We start from the raw sequence: 25,725 nt of genomic DNA, 5'->3' as shown, positions 1-25,725 counted from the left end.
TGCCGCCCGTCGTCGGAAGTTGAGGCACACACATGTTTCGTTGGTTTGAAGACCGTTTAGCACCTTTCCCTACAGCCGAACCCAGCCAGCCTCCTAAGGGCTTCTTCGCTTTTTGCTATCACTTCACCAAAGGCTCGGAAAAATATCTCATCACCGTCGCCATTTTAATGGCGCTGGTTGCAATAACAGAAGTTTGGCTATTTGGCTTCCTCGGTAGCATTGTCGATTGGTTGTCGGTGCAAGAAAGTGACCAATTTCTAGCCAACGAATGGTTCAAACTCGTCGCCATGAGCGCTGTGGTACTCATTGGCTTGCCGCTCTTAGTTTGGTTCCAGTCGTTGATACTGCACCAAACCTTGCTAGGCAATTACCCCATGCGAATTCGTTGGTTAGTGCATCGCTACTTACTGAAGCAGTCGATGAGCTATTACCAAGACGAATTCCCCGGCCGTGTCGCAACGAAACTGATGCAAACCGCTCTGTCGGTGCGCCAAGTGGTAATTAGTTTCATTGAAGTCGTCAATTACATTGGCGTCTATTTTATTGCCATGTTCTTTATTATCGGCAGTGCCGATATTCGACTGGTGCTGCCGCTCGCTGGCTGGGTGATTGCCTATGCCGCGTTACTCTATTACTTCGTGCCGCGTTTAGGTCGCATATCGCAAGCGCAAGCCGATGCCCGTTCGATTATGACCGGTCGCATTGTCGACAGCTACACCAATATCCAAACCGTGAAGCTGTTTTCTCATGGCGATAGAGAAATTAAATTTGCCCGCGACGGCATGGACGATTTCTTGGTGACCGTGCACAAGCAAATGCGCTTGGTAACACTGCTTTACGGCTTTCTTTATATCATTAACTGTTTGTTGCTTTTTGCCTCAGCAGCATTGGCCATCAGCCTATGGATCAATGATGCGGTGTCATTAGGCGCGATCGCCGTGGTGATTGGCTTGGTGTTGCGTTTATTCGGTATGTCACAAATGGTCATGTGGCAATTAACCCAATTGTTTGAAGCCATCGGTACCGTGCAAGACGGCATTAATTCCATCGCAGTGTCGCGAACCGTGGAAGATCAGCCGAATGCACCAGTGCTTGAAGTGAAGCGCGGCGAGATTGAGTTCCGTAATGTCAGTTTTTATTACGGTGCCGTTGCTGGTGAACGAAGCGAAGCAAACGACTCTGGCGCAGAAGAAAAACCGCAGGGCGCTAGTTTCCGTCCAGCACGCGTGATCGAGAACTTGAACTTAACCATTGCTGCCGGTGAGAAAGTAGGAATTGTCGGTCGTTCGGGAGCAGGCAAATCGACATTAGTCAATTTGTTACTGCGCTTTTATGACATTCAGGAAGGTGAGATTCGCATCGACGGCCAAAACATTGCTGCCGTGCAGCAAGATAGTTTGCGCGCGCATATCGGCATGGTCACGCAAGACACCTCGTTGCTGCACCGCTCTGTGCGTGACAACATTCTCTACGGTCGCCCGCAAGCAACCGAAGCCGAATTAAAGCGTGCCGCAGAACGCGCCCACGCCGCTGACTTTATTGGCGATTTAAACGACCATCAAGGCCGCACCGGCTATGACGCCCATGTCGGTGAACGGGGCGTCAAACTTTCCGGTGGCCAACGTCAACGCATTGCAATTGCTCGTGTCATGTTAAAAGACGCACCGATTTTAATCCTCGACGAAGCAACGTCAGCACTCGACAGTGAAGTTGAAACCGCCATTCAAGAGAACTTATATAACTTGATGGAAGGTAAAACCGTGATTGCGATAGCTCATCGTTTATCGACGATTGCTGAAATGGATCGTTTGATCGTCATGGACCAAGGTCAGGTGATTGAACAAGGCAGCCACGACGAGCTCATCGCCCTCAATGGTTTGTATGCCAAACTCTGGCAGCGCCAATCAGGCGGCTTCCTGGCCCATGACATCGACGAATAAGTCGAACTTACTCAAATGGTCGTGGTGATTCACCGGTGAGGCACTGTTGATACAGTGCCTCAAGGTCATAATTCTGCTCACGCAGCTCGCGGCCATGCAGGGTGTAACTCGCAAGTAAATACTCACCATCGCGGTGCATCGAGACGTCATCGGCACCGACAAAACGGTCAATGTGAATGACGCGTTTATACAGGCCACGATAGTCACAACTCATGACCACAAAGATTTGCCCGCTGGCTGCTTGACCTTCTTCGGTATCTTCAGCAATACCCGACCCCATGGCAACGACGTTATAGCCTTCACCGTCGTAATCTGCCAAGGTCGACTGATTACCTGCGTAATACATTGCCAAGCTAAACAGCACCAGAATCGCAATCATGGCGATCCAGATCGCCACGCCAATACGCAAGATCTTCCATTGGGCAAATTCGCCTACCGCTTTGCGCAAGAGTCCGTAAGCCACAATTGCAGCCACAAGAAACATCACCGTGATCAAGCTTTCATAGATGATTTGGCTGTCGGTCCAGCGCCAAACATAAACTAAATCACCGGGTAACATCACGACGTCAAACCAAACCGGAATCGTGAGCAATAGAATCGAAATGCTCACCCACAAAATGCGCTGCTGTTTTGACATGAATCTCCCTCATGTAAGTCGTCCACAAAATGAATTTTATTCATGTTGCTGTATGAAGTGGCCATGAAGTTGGCCCTCTTGCCACTTATCTTGCTTTATTGGTAGCAGAAGGTCAAAGTTCGGCTCTAATGAGATCACAAATCCCGCAGCTGTGTCAGTAGATTATCAAGTGCTCGGTAGCTAAGTGCTTCAAGCAAATGTTCGCGCCGTAACCTTTCTTCGCCGCTGAGATCTGCGATGGTGCGTGCAAGGCGTAGAGTGCGGTGAAAAGCGCGATGCGAAAGCTGCAAGCGCTCCATCGCCGAGACCAAAAACTCATGGTCCTCGTCACTGAGAACCGCGACCTCAGTCAGGAGGCGAACTGACAAATTCCGATTTAAACAGCCTTGCCGCTCGAGTTGTCGCTGTTGCGCAGCCACAACCTTTTCCTGTAGTGATTGGGAAGCCATTTTTGCTGTTTTAGTTTGCTGGTGTGCATCGCGCAGCGCATCCGGCTGCCGTGGCACATCGACTTGCAGGTCAATGCGGTCAAGAAATGGGCCTGACACTTTACTTAAATACTTTAAGATTTGATCCGGCGTCGATCGCGAGCTGCGAATATCGCCATTAAAGGTGCCGCAAGGTGATGGATTCAATGCACAAATAAGCTGAAAGCGTGCCGGGAAAGTGGTTTGCTGTTGCGCACGGCTGATACAAACTGTGCCTGACTCAAGCGGCTCTCGTAAAGTATCTAGCACATGTCGAGGTGTTTCGGTTAATTCGTCTAAAAATAGAATCCCATGGTTCGCGCGCGTCACTTCACCAGGTTTTGGGATCGAACCACTGTGAGATACAATTAAATATGATACCAGCCGAACAGTAAATCAATAACTTACGTTCATTTATACAATTAAAAATGATACCAAATATACAACAATAGATGATACTATCGGGAAATTATACAACAATAGATGATACTTTCCGGATGTATAGCCAACGCAGAAAGATAAAACCAACTCGCAGAAGTGTTTCTGGGCAGTATCCTTTCCGAGGCGAATCATCGATTCCGTATGAATCCACTCTTGAGCGCGACTTCCTTATTATTCAAGAGGCTGATAGGTTTGTTACACAAATAATCCCGCAACCCGTTCAGCTCTCCTACGTGCATGCCAACGGCAATACCTATCGATATACTCCGGACTACCTTGTATTCAGATCCGGTCCGAACTCCTTCCAGAAGTCACATAGTGGAAAGCCGGAACTCGTAGAGGTAAAGCCAACCAGTGAATTAAAAGCAAACCTCGGCAAAATGCGACTTAAATTCAAGGCGGCCACTCAGTTTGCCAAACAGGAAGGATTTATCTTTCGGATTTATGATGAGCGTCGCATACGAACGCCTATGCTCAAAAACTTGGAGTTTTTGAATAGGTACCGGCGTTTCCCATTTACGGAGTTTGACCCGGTTGAACTCAAGAAAATCGTAGAAGTTGTGATGACACTGGAAGCTCCGTCAATCGACGAGCTACTTGCGCATGAGCGCATTCAATCACAAGAGTTTGCGGCTGCGAAGCTATGGCATTTAATTGCAACGAATACCCTATCTTGCGATTTATGCCAGCCCTTAACCCCGCACTCTCGAATATGGGTGGACGAGTATGAGTGACCAGGAACCGGATAAGAATTCGGCGCACGTCCCTTTGCGAGGGAAGTTCAATATTCGATCCAACACCTTGGTGTCATGCCGCGGTTCGCTCTATATAGTGAACGATATTCTCACTCCTTCGCAGGTTGTCGCCAAAGAGCTGGATACTGGCAGAACTAGCATTCTTAATGTGAGTGAGATTGTTAGCGTTCATGCAGCAAATGTTCAGGTATCAACAGCCCAGAAAGACTTTGCAGCGATGAATAGTTTGGAGTATGAACGCGCTAAGTGGCGCTACAGTGTGATTGAGCCATTGCTAGAGCTAAACCCGATGACAAAAGAGGATGTTCAAGCTCGGGCAGATGAGATGAACATCGGCATATCAACTATCTATCGTTGGATACGTAAGTTTAAATCTCTTGGTGTTATATCTGCACTAATGTCCGAACAACGTGGACGGAAGCAACTCGATACGCGACTAGATAGACGAGTTAATGAGGTCATTAATGACACCATTGAAAAGAAATATCTAACGGCGAGACGGCCTAGCGTCATGAATGCAATACGTGAGGTGGCCATTGAATGTCGCAAATTAAATTTACCGGCACCACATCCAAATACTGTTCGTCATCGCATCAGTAAAATCGACGAGCGCTTGTTAGTTAAACGCCGGGGCAATCGTCAGAAAGCTCGTAATCTTTATGATCCTGCAGCTGGCCAGTTTCCCGGTGCTGACTACCCATTATCCGTCATACAAATTGACCACACTCCTATGGATGTGATTGTCGTAGACGATGTTCATCGAGAGCCAATTGGCCGACCATTCCTGACATTGGCGATCGACGTATGCACCCGATGCGTGACAGGATATTATATTGGTTTAGAAGCACCAAATGAGAACTCCGTAGCGATGTGTATTGCGCATTCGATTTTGCCCAAAGAAGCATGGCTGGAATTCAAAGGTGTTGAAGCAGAATGGCCTGTTTTCGGTTTTCCCGGAAAAATTCATGTTGATAATGGTTCTGATTTTCGAACGAAAACACTAACGCATGCTTGCCGTGAGTACGATATTCAACTCGAGTATCGGCCCGTAAAACAACCTCAATACGGTGGCCATATTGAACGGTTGCTCGGAACATTTATGCGTCAATTACATGATGTTCCCGGAACAACGTTTAGTAGTATCCACGAAAAACAAGATTACAAATCAGACAAGCATGCCATCCTGACCATGAGTGAGTTGGAAAAGTGGCTTCTTGTTCTAATCGCTAAAACCTACCATTATTCAAAACACTCGAGCATCGGGATGCCGCCAATGAGAAAGTGGGAGCTCGGTGTTTATGGTACCGATGATACACCGGGTATTGGGTTACCCGCTTTAGCTAACGATCCACATACCGTGCAACTTGATTTCATGCCACTTATCGAGCGGACTATTCAGAAAGACGGTGTTGAAATTGATGGCATTCAGTATTACGACGAAGTACTGCGCTTTTACATTGGCATGAAAGATGAAGCCACTAAGCGTGGAAAGCGATTTATATTCCGGCGCGATCCTCGCGATATTTCGACAATCTGGTTCTTCGACGAGCGTGAAGGTGGCTATCATCCGATAAGTTATGCTGACCAGCGCCTGCCTCGTATGAGCTTATGGGAGCTCAAGCGCATTAAGAAACATTTGGCTGACCAATCTCGTGACTATCGGGCCACTGAAGAGTTAATCAGTGCCCACGAAGAGCTTCGTGAAATTGTGAAAGATGCCGAGAAGAAAACGAAAAAAGCACGGAAGATTTCACAGCAACAGCGACGCTTTGCTGAGGGCGTATCGCCGGCAGGTGTCTTAACAGGTAAACTCAATGAACCGAGTGCACCAGATCCTATGGACTCACAGGTACCTGATGAAGATATTTTCGGCGACCTCAAACCTTTTGACGAATGGTGATATGTGATGACAAATGACCAAATGGATTTATCGCATGTCAGCGAAAAGTTTCACGAGATTGTACATTTACCGAATGAGCATCGCGCTGGGTTTATCAATAATCATCGATGGATCGCATATCCTACTGCAAAGCGAGTTATAGACGAACTTAATGCATTGGTTTCGTATCCTCGTCAAACCCGCATGCCGTCCATGCTAATCATTGGTAAACCAAATAACGGAAAGTCATCAATTCTTGAGAAGTTCGAAGAATTGAACCCACCGTCGGACGAAAACTCAGCTGAAGATGACTTGATCATCCCTGTGATGAAAGTGGAAGCATCCAGAGCCGACGCTAAATTTCTATATATCGAAATACTGTCAAAACTGTGGGCTCCGTTTTTGCCCACACAAACACTAGCCGTATTGCGATATCAAGCCGTGAATATCATGCGGGACAAAAAGCTGAAAGTCTTAATGATTGATGAGTTTCACTCTCTGATATCCGGTACGCGGGCCCAGCAACAGGAGGTGCTTCGCGAGATCCGTTATCTTTCAAACACTCTACATTTATCCATCGTCGGTGCCGGTACCAGTAGTGCGGTGAATGTCACCAAGCATGATGCTCAATATACGAGTCGATTTACGACCATTGAGTTGCCGACTTGGTCTTTGAATCAGGACTATCTCCGGTTGTTATTAAGCTTTGAGCAAGGCTTACCGTTGAGAAAGCCGTCAAATTTAGCCACACCTGAAAAAGCGAAAGCTATACTGAGTAAGTCTGAAGGCGTACTTGGTAACATCCACGCCATCATTAAGCGCTCCGCAATCGAAGCAATCCGCTCCGGAAGCGAGTCCATTACGATGGAGATAATTAATAAACAACCATGGCAGATTCTAAGGGGCAATTAGGATATACATCGAGTGGCATAACTAAGTGGCCGAATCCCGTCCATGCTTTGCCGGATGAGCTATTATCGTCCTTGCTTATTCGGGCAGGCTTTCAAAACCACATAGAGCCAATGCCCCTCGCAGCATCCATTTGGGGTAAATGGCGAGCATGGGTGTTTGATATTGATAGAGCGCTACCCAAAGTTCCGATACAGCAGCTATCTTACTCCACGGGGATGCCTGTTCAGCAACTAAAACACCTTACGCTTAAACCCTACATCCGCTATATCTCATCCGTAAAACTAAATGCTAAGCAACGTTGGTTTTGGGTAACCTCACTCGCACATCGCAATGCCGTGCGCCGAAGCAGCATCATGTTTTGCCCTCAATGCTTACTTGAAGACGCCATTCCCTATCTTCGCATGCAATGGCGGTGTTCTTGGATAACAACGTGCCATGAACATCATTGTGTGTTGTTAGATAGATGCCCTCATTGTGAATATCCAATTCATCCGCATCGATACTCTTTTAATATTTCAAGCTTTAACAGATGCGCATCATGCGGTGATCGGCTAGACGAGCTAAAAGCGCCGACCAAAACACATACAGAAATCGCGCAGCAACAACAGCATGGTTTTCACTTAATGCGAACTTTCGACGATAGTGCCGACACATGGTTTGCTGAATTAAAGTTCTTACTTGGATTCGTGCGTAAATCCTATTCATCTCAATTAAAGTGTGCTCAAAGCTTGTGTAATGCGTTTGAATTAGCACCGCGGCCACAACAAGGCCTAAGTCCGTTCGGGAGTGTTAATTTCCCAGACCTGACGTTAAATGATAGGCATATCCTGCTTGAGCTCGCGTTTCGCCTCAAGGCACTTTCAACGACTGACTTAACGTCATTACTTCTGTCACACGGTGTGACTTGTTCATTGTTTAAATCAGATAGCCAACATACCCCTGAGCGTTTCGATGCTATATCTCAGCATCTCAAAAGAATGGATCGCTCTCGTAAGGCGAGATCCACAACCGACGCTCAATGGCCGCCACCTAAACCTGACGATCAAGTTCAACGAAAACTTGATGTACTGCATCGGGAGATCCGTGCACGTGGTCGTTGAGGGGGTAAATAAAAATCACTGCAGTGAATGTGGTGCATACTTTAGCCGGCCAAAAAGAGTGTCTGGTAGCTCTCAGTATTGTGCATCGTGTTATAAGCGGCTATTTGAGAAACGAAAGTGTTTAAACTGTTCGAAAGGCTTTCGTGAGCTTCCTCACTCAAATCAAAAGTATTGTCGTACGTGCCGGCCAATCTATGTTCCCTGCATCCGATGTGATCGAACAAACTACAAAATCGGAATGCATCACGAATCAGGTCCTGTCTGTAATCGGTGCGTTAAATATTTCGTTCCTTGGAAAACATGCGCTGAATGCAACCAGCAGAAGCCTAACGTGTGCAAATCACCAACTTTCGGTATCACTCACTTAATTTGCTCGAACTGCAAGGAAAAGTACTTCGAGGCATGCGATGGCTGTAGCCGAAAGCGGCATCCTTTATACGCTAAAGATACACTGAAGCTGTGTAAGATATGTTTCACCGAGGGCAAACGGCACTGTCTTGATTGCAATATCAAAATACCTGCTGGCCTTGGTACCCGTTGCAGAGACTGCGGCGCGATTAATCTGATTAAGCGTAAAGTCGCGTTTGAAGTCCATCAGTTCAATCACGAATCAACAAGAGATAGTTATCGAAAATTTTCATTATGGCTCGCGAGTCAAATGCAGCCGGTCGTCGCTTCATCAAAAGTGGTCAGCTACGTATCTTTCTTTGCTATGGTCGATTTAAATCCTTCTGGGTGGTGGACTGATTGTGATGTACTTGCCACGTTAGGTAAGGGGGAGTTGCGACACGATAGCTTACCTCGCAAATTTTTCCGCTCTTTAGGCATTGATATTTCGCGTTCAGCCATTACAAATGCAACATTGAAGCGATGCATAAACAATGCGGTAGATGCGCTCAGCGAATTAAATGGTCATTATTATGAGGCCTTCATTGGCTACACAGAGTACTACGATAACAAATATAGCTCAGGGACCATTACACTTCAGACACTCAAACAAGCGCTGAGCACTGCTGCGTCGTTCAAAACCTACATCACCAGTGCCAACATGCCATTGACTCAACGCACACTCGATAGCTTTCTTAAAAACAAACCTGGGCATCGAGCCGCGATTAGTAGTCTCGTTAGTTATTTGAATCGCTTTTACCCGGAGGTTCGGCTAGCCGTTCCCGCGCTTCGGTATAAGAATCCAAAACATGTTGTTCGTAACTACATCGAGTATCATCGCCACAAGCGGCCTCCGAACCTAACGGAAATCAAGGCGATGTTGGAGTACTTGCACAATGTCCCGCGGCAGCTGTCGAAGACTATCACCATCAAAGAAGTTCAGTTCATGAGTAAAGACTCTCTTCTTGTCGATACTCCTCGATATCAGTATATTGTGTCTTATTAGCAGAAAGGGCCAATGGTAAGCACAAACATGGAACGTATTTATCACTACACCTCAATCCAGTCGCTTAAAGCCATTCTTGAGTCACGTAAATTCAGGTTCAGTAGATTGGATCAGCTTGATTGTCACGCCGAAACTCAATTTCATGAAACAATAAACTTTGGTTTGTACTTTTTTGTTAGCAGCTGGGCAGGCGGAAATCATCATGAGCTTCCAATGTGGTCCATGTACGGAGATAAAGGAAAAGGCGTTCGTATTTCAACTACTCGCGATCCGTTTAAACGGTATCCCCACGCCATAGGTGACACCGCTGATTCTGCAACCGTTCCGGCAGACTGGATTACAAACTCAGACTTATGGTTTCCGTTCTCTCTTAACGATAAATGGTTTACTAAGCCTGTCGATTACGTCGATGATGTGAGTTTTTGGTATAAACGAGCGGTTTGTAATGAAAACTCAGGGATTACGCTTGATGGATTCCCTGATCTTCCATTTAAGAAAGACCAGCTTTGGCAATTTCAGGACGAAATTCGCTTTTTGATATACGCGATACCAAAAACCTATCAATCAAAAATAGACAATATCCCAAGAAGCGCTCCCCCAAACCAAATCATGTGGTCTGGGATTGCACCACGCGTCACCCATATTGACTTAGAGCTCGATCCGGAAGTATTTGAGGATATGGAAGTCACCCTCGGCCCTCTCTGTGGTCACCCCGAGCAAGCGACCGTTGAATTTATTCTTAAGCATGGTGCTCCCAACATTAAGTTAAATGCATCAGACGCGACAGGGAAGATTCGACGGCTTTAGCTTTTATCCTTGGATAAGGTTGTTAAGAGCCTCTTTAATAAATCATCCGCTTGTACGTGCTTATAGGTGTGAAACGTCCATCCATACTCCGGTATGATTTTGTCCCAATTGCCTCGATTGGAGCTTATAGCGTCGAGAAAGTCATCCATTTTACTTATATCTATGCCGCCTCCCCGAATAATGCACCCGCGATGACGAATCACACTTTTGCCACGGGATTGTCGTGGTTCAATTTCCATTAAAGTTGTCTTTTTGCCGCCTAGAGTAAACTCAGCCATGAGCAACCTCCTAGCTGCGGCCGGACTTCCGTTATGATAGTCCCAATCTCTTTTTGAAGGGAAGGTTAAGACTCCATAAGCTCCGTTGATGAATTGTACAACATCATCGTCAAGCTCATAGGCTCCGAGTTCCGATATCTTGCGTTCTTGTTGTTGTGATTCAAGTGCTGCCCAACTAGCTCGCAGTAACTCATCGTCTCCCTCGACTACGTTCGGTGTATTCGTGTGGGAGCCGGCAACATTAGGATCCGCTCGATTCGACTCCTTAGCGTTACTGAATTTCTCAGGTGTGTCCGTTGGCACTACTTTTCCACTGCTGGTTGCTCGCTCTTTTCTGACAGCTGCTTCGACCGTTGATACATTTCCAAGTATTACTAGTGGCTCTGCATTCAGGGTCGTTCTCTCAACTTCTTTCGAGGACGATTTTTTTGAATTTAATGCTGCTTTTTTTTGGGGATTCTCGTCCTTTTTAGGTTTTTTCTTCCATCCAGGCTTACGCTCCTCGTCTTTCGACTCTGAAGATACGCTAGCAGTGTTGGCTCTATCTCGAAAAAAATCGTAAACATGCGGATAGGAAATGCCAACAATGTCGATGACCATTGCGCGAACAACCCGACCATCAGGATCTACAAGTAAAGGCTTGAGCAAAACGTCGAGCTCCATGGTGCCCTTGCACCAAAAAGGTATATCCAGAAAAGCACCATCTGCTCGGCTTTTGTGAAGCGAATGACGTATTCGCTTTTGTACACCTCTAAAGTACGAGCAATTTTTTAGGTGGTGGACATGGATTGACTCGCTATCATACACGTTCATGTGTAGCCCAATGACGGTCTGATTCGGGGCCGGCTTATTCTCCATCTTCTCCAAGTCTACGTCATAGCACAGCAGCTGAACTGCCTCAGCATACTCATGATTCAAGAACGTTGTTTTAAAGTAGCTACTTACGCCGTATAGCCTAGAAAAAATTGTCAATGTTGGAATTAAGAGCTCAACACCATCGGTAGCCTTTACCACTAGAAACTTTGAGTTCCTATGTTCTTTGGGAATGCGGTGTCTGAAGTTAGGTATGTAGTAATGGGCGGGCTGTTTCGGATCTTTTGCATATCCATGAACAAAATTAGGTTGGTTGAAATCCAGAACCAACCGTCGTCGCTTATATAGTGCTGGAGCTGGGTTCTGCGGGTGATTCGATATAACACGCTCTTGATTCAGCCAACAACTTCCTTGCGGAATGAATGCTAGGTCAGTTAGCGCGACCTTAACAAACTTTATTTTGTCTTTGAAAGACAAGCCTACTTCGACAATTGGGCTGTCCGGAGCGGCTCGATTGTAGGTCACTCGTCCATACGAAATTACCGTATACACCTTGTCATCATTTGGGAGACTTTCCAATTTCATCCGTTTCCACTCCTTAATCGATAAACGGAATAAGAACGAGGTCACCGTCAATCAGGGATGCACAAGCATCCCGTGCTAGCAATGACGACCCGCTCAGTTCAACCGATTAGGGCTTATTTGGATGGTTTTTCCTTACGAACACCTTTGAACGGCATCCCATCAGACTTAACGTCCATGAAACGACCGGTTGTGGAATCTCTCTTTACCCAATGGCCACTTGGCGTTTGAGTTTGAGAGCGTTGGCGGACAGCGCCGCGACGTTGATTGTCACCAATAGGGGGATTAGTAGCCATAGTTGCCACTCCTTCATCAAATGTAAAAGATTTGACACCTAATAGGAGTTGATACACACTACAGCTTCCAGACGGTAGTGGTGTTCTAACCTAGTTAGGCATCGCATATCAGAAGAAAAGCTACCTTCAAGGTGGCTTTTTTTCTGTATCTACGATAATACTAGTCAAATTGACCTAGTCAAGCATTTTGATCTGTTTTTTCGATCTGTAATTATGCTTTTGATCGGTTTTGTAGAATCAGGTGACTTATGTTCGATGAACTTTCCGGCTATCAAAAGGAACTCCTTGCCCACATTGAGTTTAAGGGGCGTTTCTTTGGGCTTGTCTCACGCTTGGATTTGACTTCTCGTTTCGAGATTAGCGATGCAAGCGCGACAAGGACTTTCCGCCTGTACAATGAGCTAGCACCTGACAACATCATCTATCGACCGAATATTAAGCGTTATGAGTGGCAGGAACATGCCAAGCCAATCATTCCAATCTCGCCTGCAAAATGCCTTGGTACCTTGATTGACGGGTTTGGCGATAGCTATGCCCACATCGAGGGCGAAACGATAGCTGCGCGAAACACCCTAACAGAAACAGACCTCGACATTCTGTCCATCATCACACGTGCGATTAAACGTAAACACGTATTACGTATTTACTATTTATCAAAGACGAATCCGGACGGCTCATTCAGAGAAGTTGTGCCACACTCTATCGCCGATAGCGGGTTACGTTGGCATGTCAGGGCGTTTGACAGAAAGCGACAGAGCTTTATTGACTTTGTGATCAATCGAATCAGAACCGCTGAACCACTCAAAACGGCAACAATCCTTGAATCTGAAACGATTAAAGAAGATGATGCGTGGAATGATTTTTTGGAGCTCCAAATTCAAGCACATCCACGACTCAAAGAAATCAAAAAAGTTATTGAGTTTGAGTACCGGATGGATTCAGGAGTCCTAACCCGCAAAGTCAGGAAGGCTCTGGCCGGTTATCTTTTGGATTCTTGGAATGTGGATGTTAGCGAGGATGCAAGCCTAATTGGCAACCATATTATGTTGCACTTGAAGAATACACGAGTGTTACCTTTTAGCGAGAAATTTTTAGCACCTGGGGCTGGAATAGCTTCTGTATCACCTGACTGATTAAGGTAAATGGCATTTACCTTTACCCGAAGAATAGAACTATGACATCGTCGAGATTTCCATTAAATTGACAGGCCCCATTATTAGAATCACTCGTAGGTCGAATTGAGCTGTACATGACAGGCCTCCATTATTAGTGTTAGCTTTGAAGTCAGACGATAGCGGGTGAATATAGACTGACTATTTTTATCTTGCACTTGCAGGGAAAATGTGATTCTAATAATCAAAGGACGATAAACATACAAAAAACAAGGAACAGAACATGAAATTAGCAAGTATCAACTTTCTTATCTTAGCCTCTTCGTTAACGATAGCACCTTTAACTGCGAATGCGTTGATAGTCGATGAAGGCGTTAATGCGCATGACGATAATATCGTGCAGCTTACTTTGGATGTGAACGGGAATTATCATATCTCATTTGATGCCGCAGCCGACTTAGTAACTTCAACCGCCGAACATGAGGAGCACGACATAGTTGTGCATCAGTCCTCAACCTCAATGCGAGTAAACGGATTACCCACTACCACTGAAGATCGAATCAATGGTTTCGTGAGTGCCGTTAGATATTTCACAGAAGATAGTCCTCGCAGCTTTTCCCTAACTCCGAGCCCTAATAGAGAACGAATGGATACAGAGGAGTACGGTGAAGTTCAGCATTATGATTTTTGTATTTATTTTAGGTCCGGATTAAGAACAACCGCATGTACTCGTATTTGGTTTGCTGTCGATGAAATGAATTTAACCTTTCGATTTGATGCCGCCGAAATAGAATACGAGGTGAATAGTAAACTCGGCGATGTATCCGAAGGGGGTCCATCAGAAGGATTTTTTTTTGACCCCAATTTATTAGGCAGCCTTCACAAACAGTTTATAGAAGCACCTAGTTATACATCGGATGACGATGACGGCTGGCCTGATCCTACGCCCGAAGAATACGCTAATTGGGTGATGGAGAGTCTACGTGCCCTATGCGGTGACCTTTCTGAGTATTGTATTGATTATGGTGTACATGATAGATATATAGAATCGACTGGGGCATGGGAAGTGTTTGGATGGTACGAGGGTTATACTGGTGATACCGGTGGTACAGCAGGAAGCTTTTACGATCATTTGCCAGCTCAATTTGATAGACCTTTAAACAACACTGTTACTCCTCCTCCTGGTCCTCCAGGCGGGCAAATCGATTTGTGATAAGCGAGTGCCGTTGTTAAGGCGTAAATTATAGTGTCCTACGTGAAGGTTGAAAATCCTTTCAACCTTTTTAAATCTAAATGCAGCACTCCCGGACGAAATCTAATCTCCACTAGATGCCGTTTCCAATTTCCAAATCGATGAGATGAACTGAGCAAACTAGCCAGCGTCAATTACAGAAAAAATCTCAAACTAGCGTTTTGTCTTACAACTTACGAGGCGTTTAATGTTTGTTCATGCAAGACATTTTAAGTTGCATATCGGCATGTCAGGATGTCTGCGTCGAAGTAACATTGTTAGGAGCGTTTGAAACAAAAAATCCACTAAAAGAGGGGATCTTGGGCTACTTGCTTGCGAACCTAGCCTTTCTTCTCGCTAATCTCGCTTTTGCCTCTGAGAGACTTACTCTTGCGCCGTTTGGGGATGGAGAAGTTTTCATTGATGATTTCAAATGTTTAGCCATTGTTCCACCTGAACCTGTATAAGCGATGCCGTGATGCCAGTCATATGTATGGCCTTCCTTCTGTATCAGGTAGCCCGAATGTTCATCTATTATTAAACTACCGAATACCTCATTTGGGTCCAACTCCTCATAAAATCTTAAGTAATCATCTTCCGTTAAATCTCCAATTAAAAGTGCCTGCTCAAGAAGAATTGGATATTCGCTGCCGGAAAAGAGATAAAGCTCGCCGTCAGCATAGATGTACTTCCTCATTTTCGCTTCGACAGTGAAATCTAAGCCGTCCGTCCATCGAGAGTCGATTGCAGCAAATTTAGAGGTTTTGACTATTGCAGTGGTCATTGATTTTTATCGTCATGTGAGTCTAATCAAACACCATTATTATTTAATAACTTTAATGGGAAATAAAGATCTCTAATGTTCTTAAAGATCTTTAATGTCCGCCCACACTAGACCGCCCTAGAATAGGGTTTTCTTTGACCGATTGGTGATCGATAACTTGCTGTTATGCTTGATCTCCATATAGCCAAAAACGATCCGGTTATTGCGCTAAAATGCAGGGGTTGATGGCCTTTCATCAGAGTGTCAACAAGGCCATCTAAGAGCCATACCCACTGCCGCTCAGTGAGCGTGATGGTGCTGCCTGGCATCTTGCGCGGCCATTTTAATTTGGCTTTTCCAAGGCGCTTGTACTAGAGGCAAAAGCCGGTTTTGTCCCAGTACAGCACTTTCAGTTTATCGCGCTGGCGGTTGCAAAAGATAACATCCGCACCCCCAAACCGGACAAATTTAGTTAATGTTGACATGTGTAAATAGATAACCGGCGGCTCAATGAACATTTTCATGCGCTGAGCTCTTTGACCAGTTGTGCGACCCAACGCGGTGAAGCCGACAACGGCAATACCAACTCGGTTTGGCCAATACGAAGCTGCAACGTCTGCTGCGAAGCGTGCGATTGCGGCATCGCTAAGGCAAAGCCCATGTCGTTATCTTCAGCGTCGCGCTGCAGTTCTAATCGCCGCTGACTAAAATACGCCGGATTAATGCCACGCTGCTCGCAGAAATCTTTCTGGCTGAGATCGCTTTGTTCAAATTCAGCTATCAGCGCTCGCCACTGCTCGGGTGTGCGATGTAATCGACTCATCGTGCTACCACCTTTTAAATTCAACCTGGTGGTAGCCTATGGCTTCAAACTATGGCTGAATAGGTGTGGTTCCTGCTACGCTTACGCACTAAATAAGATACGGCGTGAGAAGACAATAATCGCCAGAGTGAATCGCAAACAGAAAATGGTAACCATGAGCGAAGAAGTGCTGGACTTAATCGTAAATTCTTAAAAAACGTTCACGCTCTCGCCCTGAGAACCAAGCCCCTATTTAAAACTGTCACCGGCAATGTAATAATGACCCACCGAGGGTAATTTAAAATTGACCCACCTTGAGAAAAATAATACAGTCAATGTGTGCTACTAGCGACGCTCACCAACTTTAGGGGGAAAGGTCACGCAAGCTCAAGAGTATGTCTCTTAAAACTCATACCCTTGAAACCACTCATTTCGGGTCTTCGGGATAGTTCATTAAAAATAATTTGTTAGCGCTTATTGTGGGAATCGACACTAGCGTGCCGCTGACAGAACCATGAGATAGTGGATAATCACGTTCTTCTCTCCTAGAAAAGAAAACGGCCCAAAACTAGGACCATTTATACATCAAAACCCGATAACTCATAATACTCGAACAGTATATTACGTTTGCTGGTGCAAACACTGTTTCCGAATGAAGTTAATAAATGAATCTCGGTTACTCATTTCCCGTAAAAATCTAATGTTGTATTCATCGAACGAATCATCATTCTTGATATGAAAAACAAATATATCACCGCTGAGGTTAAACCCCATTAAGCTAAACCAATCGCGCTTCTGTTCGATTCTAGAGATGTTCTTCAAGGGCAATACTACTTGTCCTTTGCTAACGCCATTTAAAATCAATCTATCATCGACTAGTTCAGCAGAATTGAACATATCAAGCATCAGCTCCGCAAAAAAAGCAAATGAAATCGGGATTAAAATCAACATAAAGTAAGGAACAATAGAATCTAAACTACTAAACATGACTAAAAAAAGCAGTAACGGGTTTACGAGACCACAAGTGAACAGAGCGGCAAGTAAATAATTCCGCTTTTTTTTACGTGTCATAATTAGCAATGAAGTAGAAGCTGATAATTGATTGCGACGTTGTTCATGCACAGTCAGTACAAATTTTTTCGATAAATTTACAACAGCTCCTAATGTCGCAAATGTTATGAATATAATAATTATACTTTTGCCCGTGAGGTGTTGCTGTTCCTCCCCTTCAGGAACACCGTACAATAGCGCAAGAAAAGCTAAAATCATGGTCGAACCAACGATAATCGCGTGAAGTATTTTTCTGTTATTCATATCTTAATTCCTAAGGCTTATAACTAATTGCTCCCATCTAAATTGCGAAACAAACAATTTGACGAACACTAGGTTCACCAGGAGAACCTGTATAGCGAGGCTCGCATCGAAACTGTTCGTTCTCGAATACAAATTCTATCCAAAATGGGTCGCCAGTTGGGGATGACGTAACATCTGGAGCAATACTTCCACCGCCTTCATTTTCAGATTCGTCATTTAGGTAACGATCACAGCTTTCCAACGCTAATTGAGTTTCGTTAAATGAAGCAATACACGAGTTCCGTTGGTCCATATGGAGTACATGAGCCGTAACAGCCATCACAGCTCCCGCTGAACAAATAGCCCCGCCAGTTTGGAAACCCGCACCGGCACAAGAAACCAATCCAGTGACCCAAGTTACATATTTTGATATCCGAATCATGCGAGTGCATCTTTCAAGTGTCGGGTATCCATTGTAAGGCTTGCTTTTCTGTCGATCTATACTTTCACAATAGGGAGTAGATTGATTTGTACTCTGTTGATTAAAAGAATTAATACCTGTGTCTATCGGACAGGGCGTTCCTAAAGGAACCGCGACGTGGCAAAACGGGTCTGTGGGCCCAGAAGGGGCAGTGATGTATGGTAAATGTTGACCAAACTTAGACAGCACATGGTGAGCAACCGAGGATAGGGGTTCTTCTGATTGAACGCCATAGAGACCGTAATATAGATTCTCGATGTCCGAATTGTAAAAAATAGTTTCATTACTTTCGATATTTATGAGGTAAAAGCTATCATCATCAAAACTTACCGTCAGAGTACCATTTTCATAATCCTCCCTGACTGCTAACCAATTTCCTTGTTGATCCGCAACCGTGAATCGAAATTGTCCCTGTTCATCAGCCCAAGATACACCATGGGGAGATGTTTGCATATAATGCTGATATGCCAAAACGCTATTGGAATAAAAAAATGAGCCTAATATTATTATAAAATAAAAAATCCGTTTCATACGGTACTTTTCCTTTATCAATTTTTAACGATTAAATTTAATTACTGATTTTTTGAGGAAACTTATAGCTTACTCAATCAGCAAAGTAACATCTTTTTTACATTAGTCAAGCTTGAATAGTTCAGGTTGTGACGGCCCCATTATGAGATCAATTACTAGCCTCAAGGCTGAAAGTTTAATTTTCGACCGAAAAACAGTACTAATCCCTTTACCTGCACCTTTTAAAAGAGCTATGTTCATGAGTGTTTAGGTCCACTCCATCAGGCAGCTATTTAGTAGGAGCATTAACGAAATGGGAACTACTCTAGGTTTTATTGAAAAGCAGACATTGATTAACAAGCGAGCTCACTCAGTTGACGCTAGTGAGAGCGTTGGCCATGAATGGGCGATAGGCGGCACTAACGCTTCGCTCGAGTGTGGTCAGCGTCATCATGCGTTGTATGTTGTGGATATCAGCACACATAACTGCTTAGCAATCGATGCTGGACTGTCACTTTCAGCGGAGGGCATTATCAACGTGCTGGAGCAACTAAAGCTGGGGCGGGGGTTACCGACCTGCATACACGTAGATAAAAGCTCAGGAAGCTTCAGTAATGGATTGCAGAATTGGTGTGATGAACACAACACTTGGTTATATCAACAACATTAAGCCAAGCCTGGGTGCTCGTATCGAGCGATTCCATCAATCATTTGAGGCGGAGTTTCTAAGCGCGTCTTCGTTCCTGACGCTTGCGCAATTCCGCGAATTGGCATCAATTTGGCGAATGAACTACAACGAACGAGTGAACCCAAACTAGAGTGAAGCGTCGGACGCCTTCCCATAGCGAAGTTGACGTCGGAACTCTAAAATCGTTTCTAACCGTAACACATCCATTCAGCAACAATTTAATTGCACCGAGCGCCACTTAGTGGCGTTCGGTCGTGTTTTACGAGCCGACTCAGCACAAATCAATTGATGCGTAACATTATCAAGAAATTTTCTTGTGTTTGATGTTGATTACTTCTGTGAGGGGTAAACTATGAGTACCGCGTTTCGCACCAAACTAACAATAGACCATCCTGGCGTGCTATTCCGCGCCCGATTTTTAGAGCGCTACAATATCAAGGTTCAGACGGCTGCCGACAAGCTGCATATGAAACGCCCACAGCTCTCTCGCTTTATCAATGGTCATACGTCGGTGTCTAACACTCTAGCCCTCAAGTTAGAGGTCGCAACTGGGGTGTCTGCTCAATACTGGCTATCTCGACAAGCTGAGTATGACATACAGCAATTAGAGCGCTCAGGCAAAATTAAAGTCGAAGCAGAACCCCTATTAGAGTGTGTAGACTAAAGATACGAGCTGGGGATTGTGAAAGTAGTTTTGATTTCACCAGTTGAGCGCATCAGGTCGGAGCCAAACAGCATCCAAATGATTTCGACATTGCGCTTGCAGAGAAGGCACTATCGCACTTTTGGCTATACACTCTTGCACGGTGGTTTTTTTGCTGAGTGCCTTGGCGGGACACTCAGCAGGTGGTAAATCTTTAATCAGATACAGCTTAATTATGGCAGACCCCTAGAGGGGCTGCAACAAACCGTTTACGATTTTCGTACCTTCACGCCCCCCGCAGCCGACTTATCTTGCGCCGAACAATGTTATCCGCTGCGTTCACATCGGCATGGATTTTCTTCGCCGGATGATTATGCGTACACGCCGCGTTAAAACAATGACACTGACTCACGGACGTGTCTTTGGAGTGCTTACTCATTTTGCCTGTACGCAGATTCTTTCGCATGTGCGCCAGCGGATTGCGCGGAATTTTCCCCAAAAAATCCCTTTTTACGTTGCAATCGGTGCCTTGGTTAAACTTCACCTCAATCAGAGCAATCAATCAAGCTATTGATTTTATGGGCTTTACTGTAAACCTTATGATTTTTTGTTGCGGGAATTTAGTATCATTTTTAATTGTATATTATCATATTTAATTGTATCTCACAACCACCACCCACCAATGCTGCTGCAGAACACGAATGATGAGGAGCTCGGAAGGGGCGCTGACGCCAACGTTCGGGGGAAAAAGGAATACCCGCCAATGACTCGATAGCCGCAACTTCAAGTGCCGCAGCCTCCTCAAGCGGCGGCATCAATCCGAGTAAACGCTGTGCCAACATCGTTTTGCCCGTCCCCGGTGGTCCAACAAACAAAACATGATGCCCGCCCGCCGCGGCAAGTAGCAGTGCCCGCTTCGCTTGCTCTTGACCATGTACGTCGGCAATATCACCCGTTAACACTGGGGCGACCGCTAGCTTGGTGGGCTGGACAACATCCAACCGACGTTGTCCGCCTAAGTGCTCGGCAGCAACCTTTAAAGAAGGCACGGTGTAAGCGACCGGTTGGCGAAGCAAACCCGCTTCGGACTCATTGCCCTTGGGAATCAGTGCACGTCGCCCTGCTTGTTGACAGGCAAGCAAGGACGGTAACGCACCGCTCATATTGCGTACCGCCCCATCAAGCGCAAGTTCGCCATAGACTTCAAGTTCGTCCAACTGTTGGTCATCGAGTTGCTCGCTGGCAACCAAAATGCCAAGAGCGATTGCTAAATCAAATCGTGCACCCTGCTTCGGCAACTCGGCGGGCGATAAATTAACCACAATTTTGGCGATCGGAAAGTCAAATTCACTGTTGAGAATCGCAGTTTTTACCCGATCACGCGCTTCGCGTACCGTTGTCTCTGGCATGCCAATAATCTGAAAGGTTGGCACGCCGCGTTTACCCACATTTACTTCAACCCGCACCGCCGGCGCTTCCATCCCTAACTGCGCTCGCGTCCGCACCACTGCTAATCCCATCGCAACCTCTCTGCATCCTGCAAAACAAACAGTCTACCTGAGTCCGCGACAAAGCACGCCTATCGACAATGGATTTCAGCGATCGCTGACAGAGTTAGTAACCGGGGCATCGTGTTGGCCTGCAAGAAACGCAGATTTTCGAGGACGGAAGTAGCGTATTATTATTTCAATTCAGAAAAATATTGCCGGTGCTACGCCAAAGCGCTCAGCCAGCTTGGTGATGTGAGCTCTGGTCAGGTTCTTTTTACCTGTTAGCACTTGTGAAACCATGCTCTTTTTACCGATTTCGTTTTCAAAATCAGTGGTGTTCAGGCCATTTTGGTCCATTAAGACTTTCAGCGTTTCGACAGCTGGGTCTAGCCCTGCCTGCCGGAGGTTAAATGTCTCAAATCTGAGAGACTCGTCCTCATAGCGCTCAATAACATTGCTTAGCGCTTCAATCACGACTAGGTTAGCGTCATAGTTATCCAAGAGCTCCTCGACTAGTTCAAGCGCCTCCTCATACTCCTTATCGTTGCTAATTCCAGCCAGTAGCGGCACATTCGACATAATTGTTTCTGCCAGCTTGGATACTTCAGCGACAACTAACATTTAAGCCTCCTATTTTCGATACTTTTTACAAAGCGCATCGTACTCACTGTGGGTAAGGATATGTTTTACGTAAATCCGGTTGTGTCTAAATTCGATAAAGGCAAGTAACCTCAAATTATTGCCACCTATGTCGATAATCCACCACTTATCCTTGTACTTAAAGTTATCCAACGAACTAAATACAGATTTGAGTTCCGTCGGACTTTTAAAATCACCGCGCCTTAGCACATTGTATGTACTCTCGATTGCTACTGCATGGTTCGGAAACTTTTTAATTGCATCAGCAAATGGCTTTCGTGAAATAACGTGCATCCTTAACTCCGTTTACTACTGGTAAACTATATCAGGGGTAACGTGAGTTTACAATAAGTAAACCTCCAATAATTTGGATGATGATTTGCGACTTATTCACTGCACACCCGCCGATGCCGCAAAAAAATGTAGTCTACCTGAGTCGGCGACAAAGCACGCCTATCGACAATGGATTTCAGCGATCGCTGACAGGATACCCTACCGTCCGCAACCATGAATTTGCCTACAAAGCAAACAGCGCCATTTTGATCTATAGTTATTGGTGCATCGTAAAATTGATGCGGAGGTGTTTATGAAAGCATGTGTAATTGGAGGTTTCGCGCTTCTGATGCTCGCAGGATGCACTAGCACCGGAGGTTATCAAACCGCAGCAAAGTCCGAAATTGATTGGGACAAGGTCAACCAAGTTGAGCGGTCAGCTGCCACCGGCAGTAACCGTGTGATTTGGGTCAATCCGCCGCTGAAGGAAGTTGAGCGGAATAATCCTTCCGAGTCAAATAACGGTAGTCAGTAAGCAAATTTTTTGTAAGTCGCTGCGCCAGCACAGAACCGCATGTCGCAGCGACTGGCTGAGCATGTTAAGCTGTTCCTTTGGGCGCAGCCCTACATTTTTTGTATCTCATAACCTGTTACAGGACACCCATGTTGCGAACTATTTATGCGCTTTGCGCCATAATTGCTGTGTTTGCCAATGCTCATGCTCAAGCAGCTTCCATCGAATACAATGCAACCTGTTATACAGCACCGAATGACAGCTATGCCGCCATGCAAGCCCAGTTTTTGCAACGCAATCCGGGGCGAAGCGCAGAACAATTTCAGCAGCGTCTAAGTGAAGATACGTTCAATGCCATGCGGCGCGATATTAATTGTCGCTGGATTGTTTATCAACATGACGGTGTTTATATCGGCGGCTTTGCCCTCATCCCACGCAACGTTGAAGGCCCTCTGCCAGTCATTATTTATAATCGTGCAGGTCACGGACCGACTGGCGCCGTGAATTTTGATCAGCTCGTGAACGAACTACGGCCATTGGCCGAAGCCGGTTTTATGGTCATTGGTAGTCAGTATCGTGGCGGTGGTGGCGTGTTCCCGCAAATGCCCAATGGCACCGACGAATATGGTGGCGCTGATGTGTTAGATGTTTTAGCCCTGCCAAGTGTTGCCGCGCAAATTGCCGACATTGACGAACAGCGTATTGGCCTACTCGGCCGTGTACGTGGCGCGATGATGAGTTTCCTCGCCGCCAAGGCACAACCGAACACCTTCAAAGCGATTGCTTCTGCAGTGACGATTAGCGACTTGAATGCGTGGGTCAACGACTGGGGCGCTGAACACCATCCGGCCAGTCGTTTTATTCCTAATTTTGTCACTGATGGTGAGGCACAAATGCGTGCCCGTAGTGCCGTGCAATGGGTCGATGAACTTCCCGCCAATCTACCCATTTTACTTATTCATGGTGGCCGCGATTGGGAAGTGGATCGTGCTCAGTCCGAACAGTTTGCAGCTGCACTTGAGGCTGCTGGGCGCCAGCACGAATTGACAATATACTCCCATGCCAACCATCAACTGGCGCCTTATCAAGACGATTTTATCACCGATGTGATCGCATTTTTTCGGGCCAATCTGTAATCACAGAGTCGGCCTAAGCGTTAGCAACTGCGTTGGCAGTGGCCTTGTTCAGTTAATGCCTTGCGCAAATTCTCATCGTCACTAGCAAACTGTTCAGCGGCACTAAAAAGCTGCTGAGCCTGTTCGTCGTTTTGTCGATGCTGTTCGACCTGAGCCAAGCGCAATTGCACCCAACCTTGGCTCATGCCTTCTGGTAAGCGGTCTTCCGCAAGCAAGTAAGCGAGAAACTCGGCGCCTTGGTCAAGCTCTTGCCCCGATACTGCGGCTAACTTACCCCATTGATACTGTAACTGGGTCAATACTCGGCTATCTGCTTCATCGTCACTTGTAACAACCAGTGTTAGCGCAGCCTGTAGCTGTTCGAGCGCACGTTCATACTGTTCCTGATTGATCTTTTGTGCCGCATAGTTAACACGAATTTGGGCATTCTCCGGTTGCGACGCAAACAGCGCGTCCCACGCGGCTAACTCGGCAGCTTCATCTTCTTGCACCATGGCAATGACAATATCTGCCATAAAGCGGTGCTCGCTGTCGAGCTCGTGTAAACGGTCTCGATGTTTGAGTGCATCGTCCAAACTACCGCCGACGATTCCTGGTGCGTTGGCGAGATATTGCACCAAGCTAAAATGTGCTAACTCATGATTCGGATCATACTCTACGGCTTGTAACCAATGATTGCGCATCCGTCGCGCTAAAAAAGGTAAGCGCAGCGCACCCGCATCATTCATTTGCAAGAGCGTGACGATACCGCTGAGAAACTCAAAGTCGGCAGTTTTACCATGCTGTCGCTCCAAGCCCTTCAGCACCCGTTGTGCAGCCTTGTGATCGCCATCACGAAACGCTTCTGCTAGCGGCTGGTAAACTGGGTCAAACTGTTCGAAGTTAATATTCTGCTGTGCCATTGCAGTACCGCCAAAGGCGGTCGCGAGGCCAATTAATACTGCTAAAATCCAGTGCCGCATGAGAATTCCTTGTTGTTATTGTTCAAACGTTCGACTCTATTGACACAGATTAGTGCCGATCGGGTAAAAAAAATAGCGGCCGGAGCCGCTATTTTTGTCATCAATTGTCACGCTTAGTCGTTATTTTCTTGCTGCGCACGGCGACGTTCAATGCGAATTTCACGCACTTTTTCACCGGCTAACTCGCGTGCTTCGCGGGCTTTCTCGCGAGCTTCACGAATAAGCTCACGATCTTCATCACTCAGATCACGCATGTGAATCACACGCGAACCCTGCTCGATGCGACGTTCTTGGCCCATCGCTTGAAAACGCTCCACAAACGTTTCTTGGTCAATGCGGCCTGTACCTGCTTGGTCAAGGCGCTGGAACATGCGCTCAGCGCTCTCCTTCGCTTGATTGACCATGTACTCAGTCACTTCGTCTTGAGTAATGTAGCCATCACGATTCAAGTCAAAGTTCTCGAACTGCTTTTCGAGAGCAGCTTCACGATGAATCATCACGCGGCCACGAATTTCTTCACGGCTCAATGGCTCGCCGTCGCTGTCAGTTAAATGTTGGGTCCACATCATCCGTTGGCCGCGCATGTCGCCACGTGCTCGACGCGCCTCGTCCATATTCACAGTGACTTCGTCACCCTGAACCGTAATCACGCGAATTCGCTCGCGCTTCTCTTGTGGCTCGTCAGCTGCAACCGTCGCGCCGGTCACTACGAGTGCTGGGAGTACAAGCGCCATCAGGCTGGCAAGTTTAGTCATTTTTTTCATCATCACTTCCTCTCATTACGAGATACATTTAAGTCAAACTTTGGGAGAGTTCACTTCACACGGTACTGACTTTACCCCCTGACCATGGAGAGAATATGCTGAAATTATGGAGAAATTGTGGAGA

General features: G+C 46.0%; 28 protein-coding genes. 14 read left to right on the top strand and 14 right to left on the bottom strand.

Features of this window, described 5'->3' with window-relative positions:
• Positions 1 to 32: 32 nt before the first annotated feature.
• A complete protein-coding gene (locus tag LAT77_RS06855; protein WP_290563821.1) occupies positions 33 to 1,940 on the top strand; it encodes an ABC transporter ATP-binding protein in 1,908 nt (635 codons plus the stop codon).
• Positions 1,941 to 1,947: 7 nt separating this feature from the next.
• Here LAT77_RS06855 and LAT77_RS06850 read toward each other — a convergent pair whose 3' ends face one another.
• Entirely contained in the window at positions 1,948 to 2,577 is a 630-nt protein-coding gene (locus tag LAT77_RS06850) for a hypothetical protein (protein WP_290563820.1), read from the bottom strand.
• 134 nt (positions 2,578 to 2,711) lie between these two features.
• On the bottom strand, positions 2,712 to 3,392 hold the full coding sequence (locus tag LAT77_RS06845; protein ID WP_290563906.1) for an ATP-binding protein: 681 nt from the start codon (positions 3,390 to 3,392) through the stop codon (positions 2,712 to 2,714).
• A gap of 149 nt (positions 3,393 to 3,541) precedes the next feature.
• Between LAT77_RS06845 and LAT77_RS06840 the strand changes: the two genes are divergently transcribed.
• The 6 genes from LAT77_RS06840 to LAT77_RS06815 all read left to right on the top strand — a co-directional run bounded on the left by LAT77_RS06840 (position 3,542) and on the right by LAT77_RS06815 (position 10,331).
• Positions 3,542 to 4,219, top strand: coding sequence for a TnsA endonuclease N-terminal domain-containing protein (locus LAT77_RS06840; RefSeq protein ID WP_290563819.1), 678 nt, complete (start codon positions 3,542 to 3,544; stop codon positions 4,217 to 4,219).
• 169 nt (positions 4,220 to 4,388) lie between these two features.
• Positions 4,389 to 6,140, top strand: a complete 1,752-nt coding sequence (locus LAT77_RS06835; RefSeq protein ID WP_290563818.1) for a Mu transposase C-terminal domain-containing protein — start codon at positions 4,389 to 4,391, stop codon at positions 6,138 to 6,140.
• A gap of 6 nt (positions 6,141 to 6,146) precedes the next feature.
• Positions 6,147 to 7,031: a TniB family NTP-binding protein gene (locus tag LAT77_RS06830; RefSeq protein ID WP_290563817.1), complete on the top strand. Its 885-nt coding sequence runs from the start codon at positions 6,147 to 6,149 to the stop codon at positions 7,029 to 7,031.
• On the top strand, positions 7,007 to 8,131 hold the full coding sequence (locus LAT77_RS06825; RefSeq protein ID WP_290563816.1) for a TniQ family protein: 1,125 nt from the start codon (positions 7,007 to 7,009) through the stop codon (positions 8,129 to 8,131). The genes LAT77_RS06830 and LAT77_RS06825 overlap by 25 nt, the downstream gene beginning before the upstream one ends.
• A gap of 658 nt (positions 8,132 to 8,789) precedes the next feature.
• Complete coding sequence (locus tag LAT77_RS06820) at positions 8,790 to 9,524, top strand: hypothetical protein (protein ID WP_290563815.1); 735 nt, start codon at positions 8,790 to 8,792, stop codon at positions 9,522 to 9,524.
• A gap of 27 nt (positions 9,525 to 9,551) precedes the next feature.
• Entirely contained in the window at positions 9,552 to 10,331 is a 780-nt protein-coding gene (locus tag LAT77_RS06815) for a hypothetical protein (protein ID WP_290563814.1), read from the top strand.
• Here the strand turns inward: LAT77_RS06815 and LAT77_RS06810 are convergent.
• On the bottom strand, positions 10,328 to 12,007 hold the full coding sequence (locus LAT77_RS06810) for a hypothetical protein (RefSeq protein WP_290563813.1): 1,680 nt from the start codon (positions 12,005 to 12,007) through the stop codon (positions 10,328 to 10,330). The two genes, LAT77_RS06815 and LAT77_RS06810, sit on opposite strands and share 4 nt — an antisense overlap.
• Positions 12,008 to 12,120: 113 nt before the next feature.
• Complete coding sequence (locus LAT77_RS06805; RefSeq protein WP_290563812.1) at positions 12,121 to 12,300, bottom strand: hypothetical protein; 180 nt, start codon at positions 12,298 to 12,300, stop codon at positions 12,121 to 12,123.
• Between the two features lie 248 nt (positions 12,301 to 12,548).
• Between LAT77_RS06805 and LAT77_RS06800 the strand changes: the two genes are divergently transcribed.
• Entirely contained in the window at positions 12,549 to 13,433 is an 885-nt protein-coding gene (locus LAT77_RS06800) for a WYL domain-containing protein (protein WP_290563811.1), read from the top strand.
• Positions 13,434 to 13,695: 262 nt separating this feature from the next.
• The gene (locus LAT77_RS06795; protein WP_290563810.1) at positions 13,696 to 14,625 is read left to right on the top strand and encodes a hypothetical protein; all 930 of its coding nucleotides are present in this window, start codon (positions 13,696 to 13,698) and stop codon (positions 14,623 to 14,625) included.
• A gap of 343 nt (positions 14,626 to 14,968) precedes the next feature.
• Here the strand turns inward: LAT77_RS06795 and LAT77_RS06790 are convergent, their stop codons facing one another.
• The 5 genes from LAT77_RS06790 to LAT77_RS06775 form a co-directional block, all read right to left on the bottom strand.
• The gene (locus LAT77_RS06790) at positions 14,969 to 15,427 is read right to left on the bottom strand and encodes a hypothetical protein (protein WP_290563809.1); all 459 of its coding nucleotides are present in this window, start codon (positions 15,425 to 15,427) and stop codon (positions 14,969 to 14,971) included.
• A 350-nt stretch (positions 15,428 to 15,777) separates the two neighbouring features.
• Positions 15,778 to 15,891, bottom strand: coding sequence for an IS66 family insertion sequence element accessory protein TnpB (gene tnpB, locus LAT77_RS12390; RefSeq protein ID WP_367118138.1), 114 nt, complete (start codon positions 15,889 to 15,891; stop codon positions 15,778 to 15,780).
• Positions 15,892 to 15,926: 35 nt separating this feature from the next.
• Positions 15,927 to 16,229 carry an IS66 family insertion sequence element accessory protein TnpB gene (locus LAT77_RS06785; protein WP_290563808.1) on the bottom strand — a complete coding sequence of 101 codons (303 nt, stop codon included), beginning with the start codon at positions 16,227 to 16,229 and terminating at the stop codon, positions 15,927 to 15,929.
• Positions 16,230 to 16,829: 600 nt separating this feature from the next.
• Entirely contained in the window at positions 16,830 to 17,522 is a 693-nt protein-coding gene (locus tag LAT77_RS06780; RefSeq protein ID WP_290563807.1) for a hypothetical protein, read from the bottom strand.
• Between the two features lie 37 nt (positions 17,523 to 17,559).
• Complete coding sequence (locus tag LAT77_RS06775) at positions 17,560 to 18,513, bottom strand: hypothetical protein (protein WP_290563806.1); 954 nt, start codon at positions 18,511 to 18,513, stop codon at positions 17,560 to 17,562.
• Between the two features lie 292 nt (positions 18,514 to 18,805).
• On the opposite strand from LAT77_RS06775, the gene LAT77_RS06770 reads away from it, so the two are divergent.
• From LAT77_RS06770 to LAT77_RS06765, 3 genes are all read left to right on the top strand, one after another.
• On the top strand, positions 18,806 to 19,162 hold the full coding sequence (locus LAT77_RS06770) for a hypothetical protein (RefSeq protein WP_290563805.1): 357 nt from the start codon (positions 18,806 to 18,808) through the stop codon (positions 19,160 to 19,162).
• Complete coding sequence (locus LAT77_RS12385) at positions 19,107 to 19,310, top strand: integrase core domain-containing protein (RefSeq protein ID WP_367118136.1); 204 nt, start codon at positions 19,107 to 19,109, stop codon at positions 19,308 to 19,310. The genes LAT77_RS06770 and LAT77_RS12385 overlap by 56 nt, the downstream gene beginning before the upstream one ends.
• A 222-nt stretch (positions 19,311 to 19,532) precedes the next feature.
• Positions 19,533 to 19,844, top strand: coding sequence for a HigA family addiction module antitoxin (locus LAT77_RS06765; RefSeq protein WP_290563804.1), 312 nt, complete (start codon positions 19,533 to 19,535; stop codon positions 19,842 to 19,844).
• Between the two features lie 611 nt (positions 19,845 to 20,455).
• Here LAT77_RS06765 and LAT77_RS06760 read toward each other — a convergent pair.
• The 3 genes from LAT77_RS06760 to LAT77_RS06750 form a co-directional block, all read right to left on the bottom strand.
• Complete coding sequence (locus LAT77_RS06760; protein WP_290563803.1) at positions 20,456 to 21,343, bottom strand: magnesium chelatase domain-containing protein; 888 nt, start codon at positions 21,341 to 21,343, stop codon at positions 20,456 to 20,458.
• A gap of 171 nt (positions 21,344 to 21,514) precedes the next feature.
• A complete protein-coding gene (locus LAT77_RS06755) occupies positions 21,515 to 21,934 on the bottom strand; it encodes a transcriptional regulator (protein ID WP_290563802.1) in 420 nt (139 codons plus the stop codon).
• Between the two features lie 9 nt (positions 21,935 to 21,943).
• Positions 21,944 to 22,246 (bottom strand): type II toxin-antitoxin system HigB family toxin, encoded by a 303-nt coding sequence (locus LAT77_RS06750; RefSeq protein ID WP_290563801.1) that lies wholly within the window; start codon positions 22,244 to 22,246, stop codon positions 21,944 to 21,946.
• A gap of 292 nt (positions 22,247 to 22,538) precedes the next feature.
• Between LAT77_RS06750 and LAT77_RS06745 the strand changes: the two genes are divergently transcribed.
• Together LAT77_RS06745 and LAT77_RS06740 are read left to right on the top strand one after the other, a co-directional pair.
• On the top strand, positions 22,539 to 22,760 hold the full coding sequence (locus tag LAT77_RS06745) for a hypothetical protein (RefSeq protein WP_290563800.1): 222 nt from the start codon (positions 22,539 to 22,541) through the stop codon (positions 22,758 to 22,760).
• Between the two features lie 128 nt (positions 22,761 to 22,888).
• Entirely contained in the window at positions 22,889 to 23,875 is a 987-nt protein-coding gene (locus LAT77_RS06740) for a prolyl oligopeptidase family serine peptidase (protein ID WP_290563799.1), read from the top strand.
• A gap of 20 nt (positions 23,876 to 23,895) precedes the next feature.
• Here the strand turns inward: LAT77_RS06740 and LAT77_RS06735 are convergent, their stop codons facing one another.
• Positions 23,896 to 24,837 (bottom strand): hypothetical protein, encoded by a 942-nt coding sequence (locus LAT77_RS06735; RefSeq protein ID WP_290563798.1) that lies wholly within the window; start codon positions 24,835 to 24,837, stop codon positions 23,896 to 23,898.
• 113 nt (positions 24,838 to 24,950) lie between these two features.
• Positions 24,951 to 25,601 carry an EF-hand domain-containing protein gene (locus LAT77_RS06730; RefSeq protein WP_290563797.1) on the bottom strand — a complete coding sequence of 217 codons (651 nt, stop codon included), beginning with the start codon at positions 25,599 to 25,601 and terminating at the stop codon, positions 24,951 to 24,953.
• Positions 25,602 to 25,725 lie beyond the last annotated feature (124 nt).

The organism is Aliidiomarina sp. (assembly GCF_022565475.1).
Lineage (GTDB): Bacteria > Pseudomonadota > Gammaproteobacteria > Enterobacterales > Alteromonadaceae > Aliidiomarina.
This window is presented reverse-complemented; position numbering and strand designations above follow the sequence as displayed.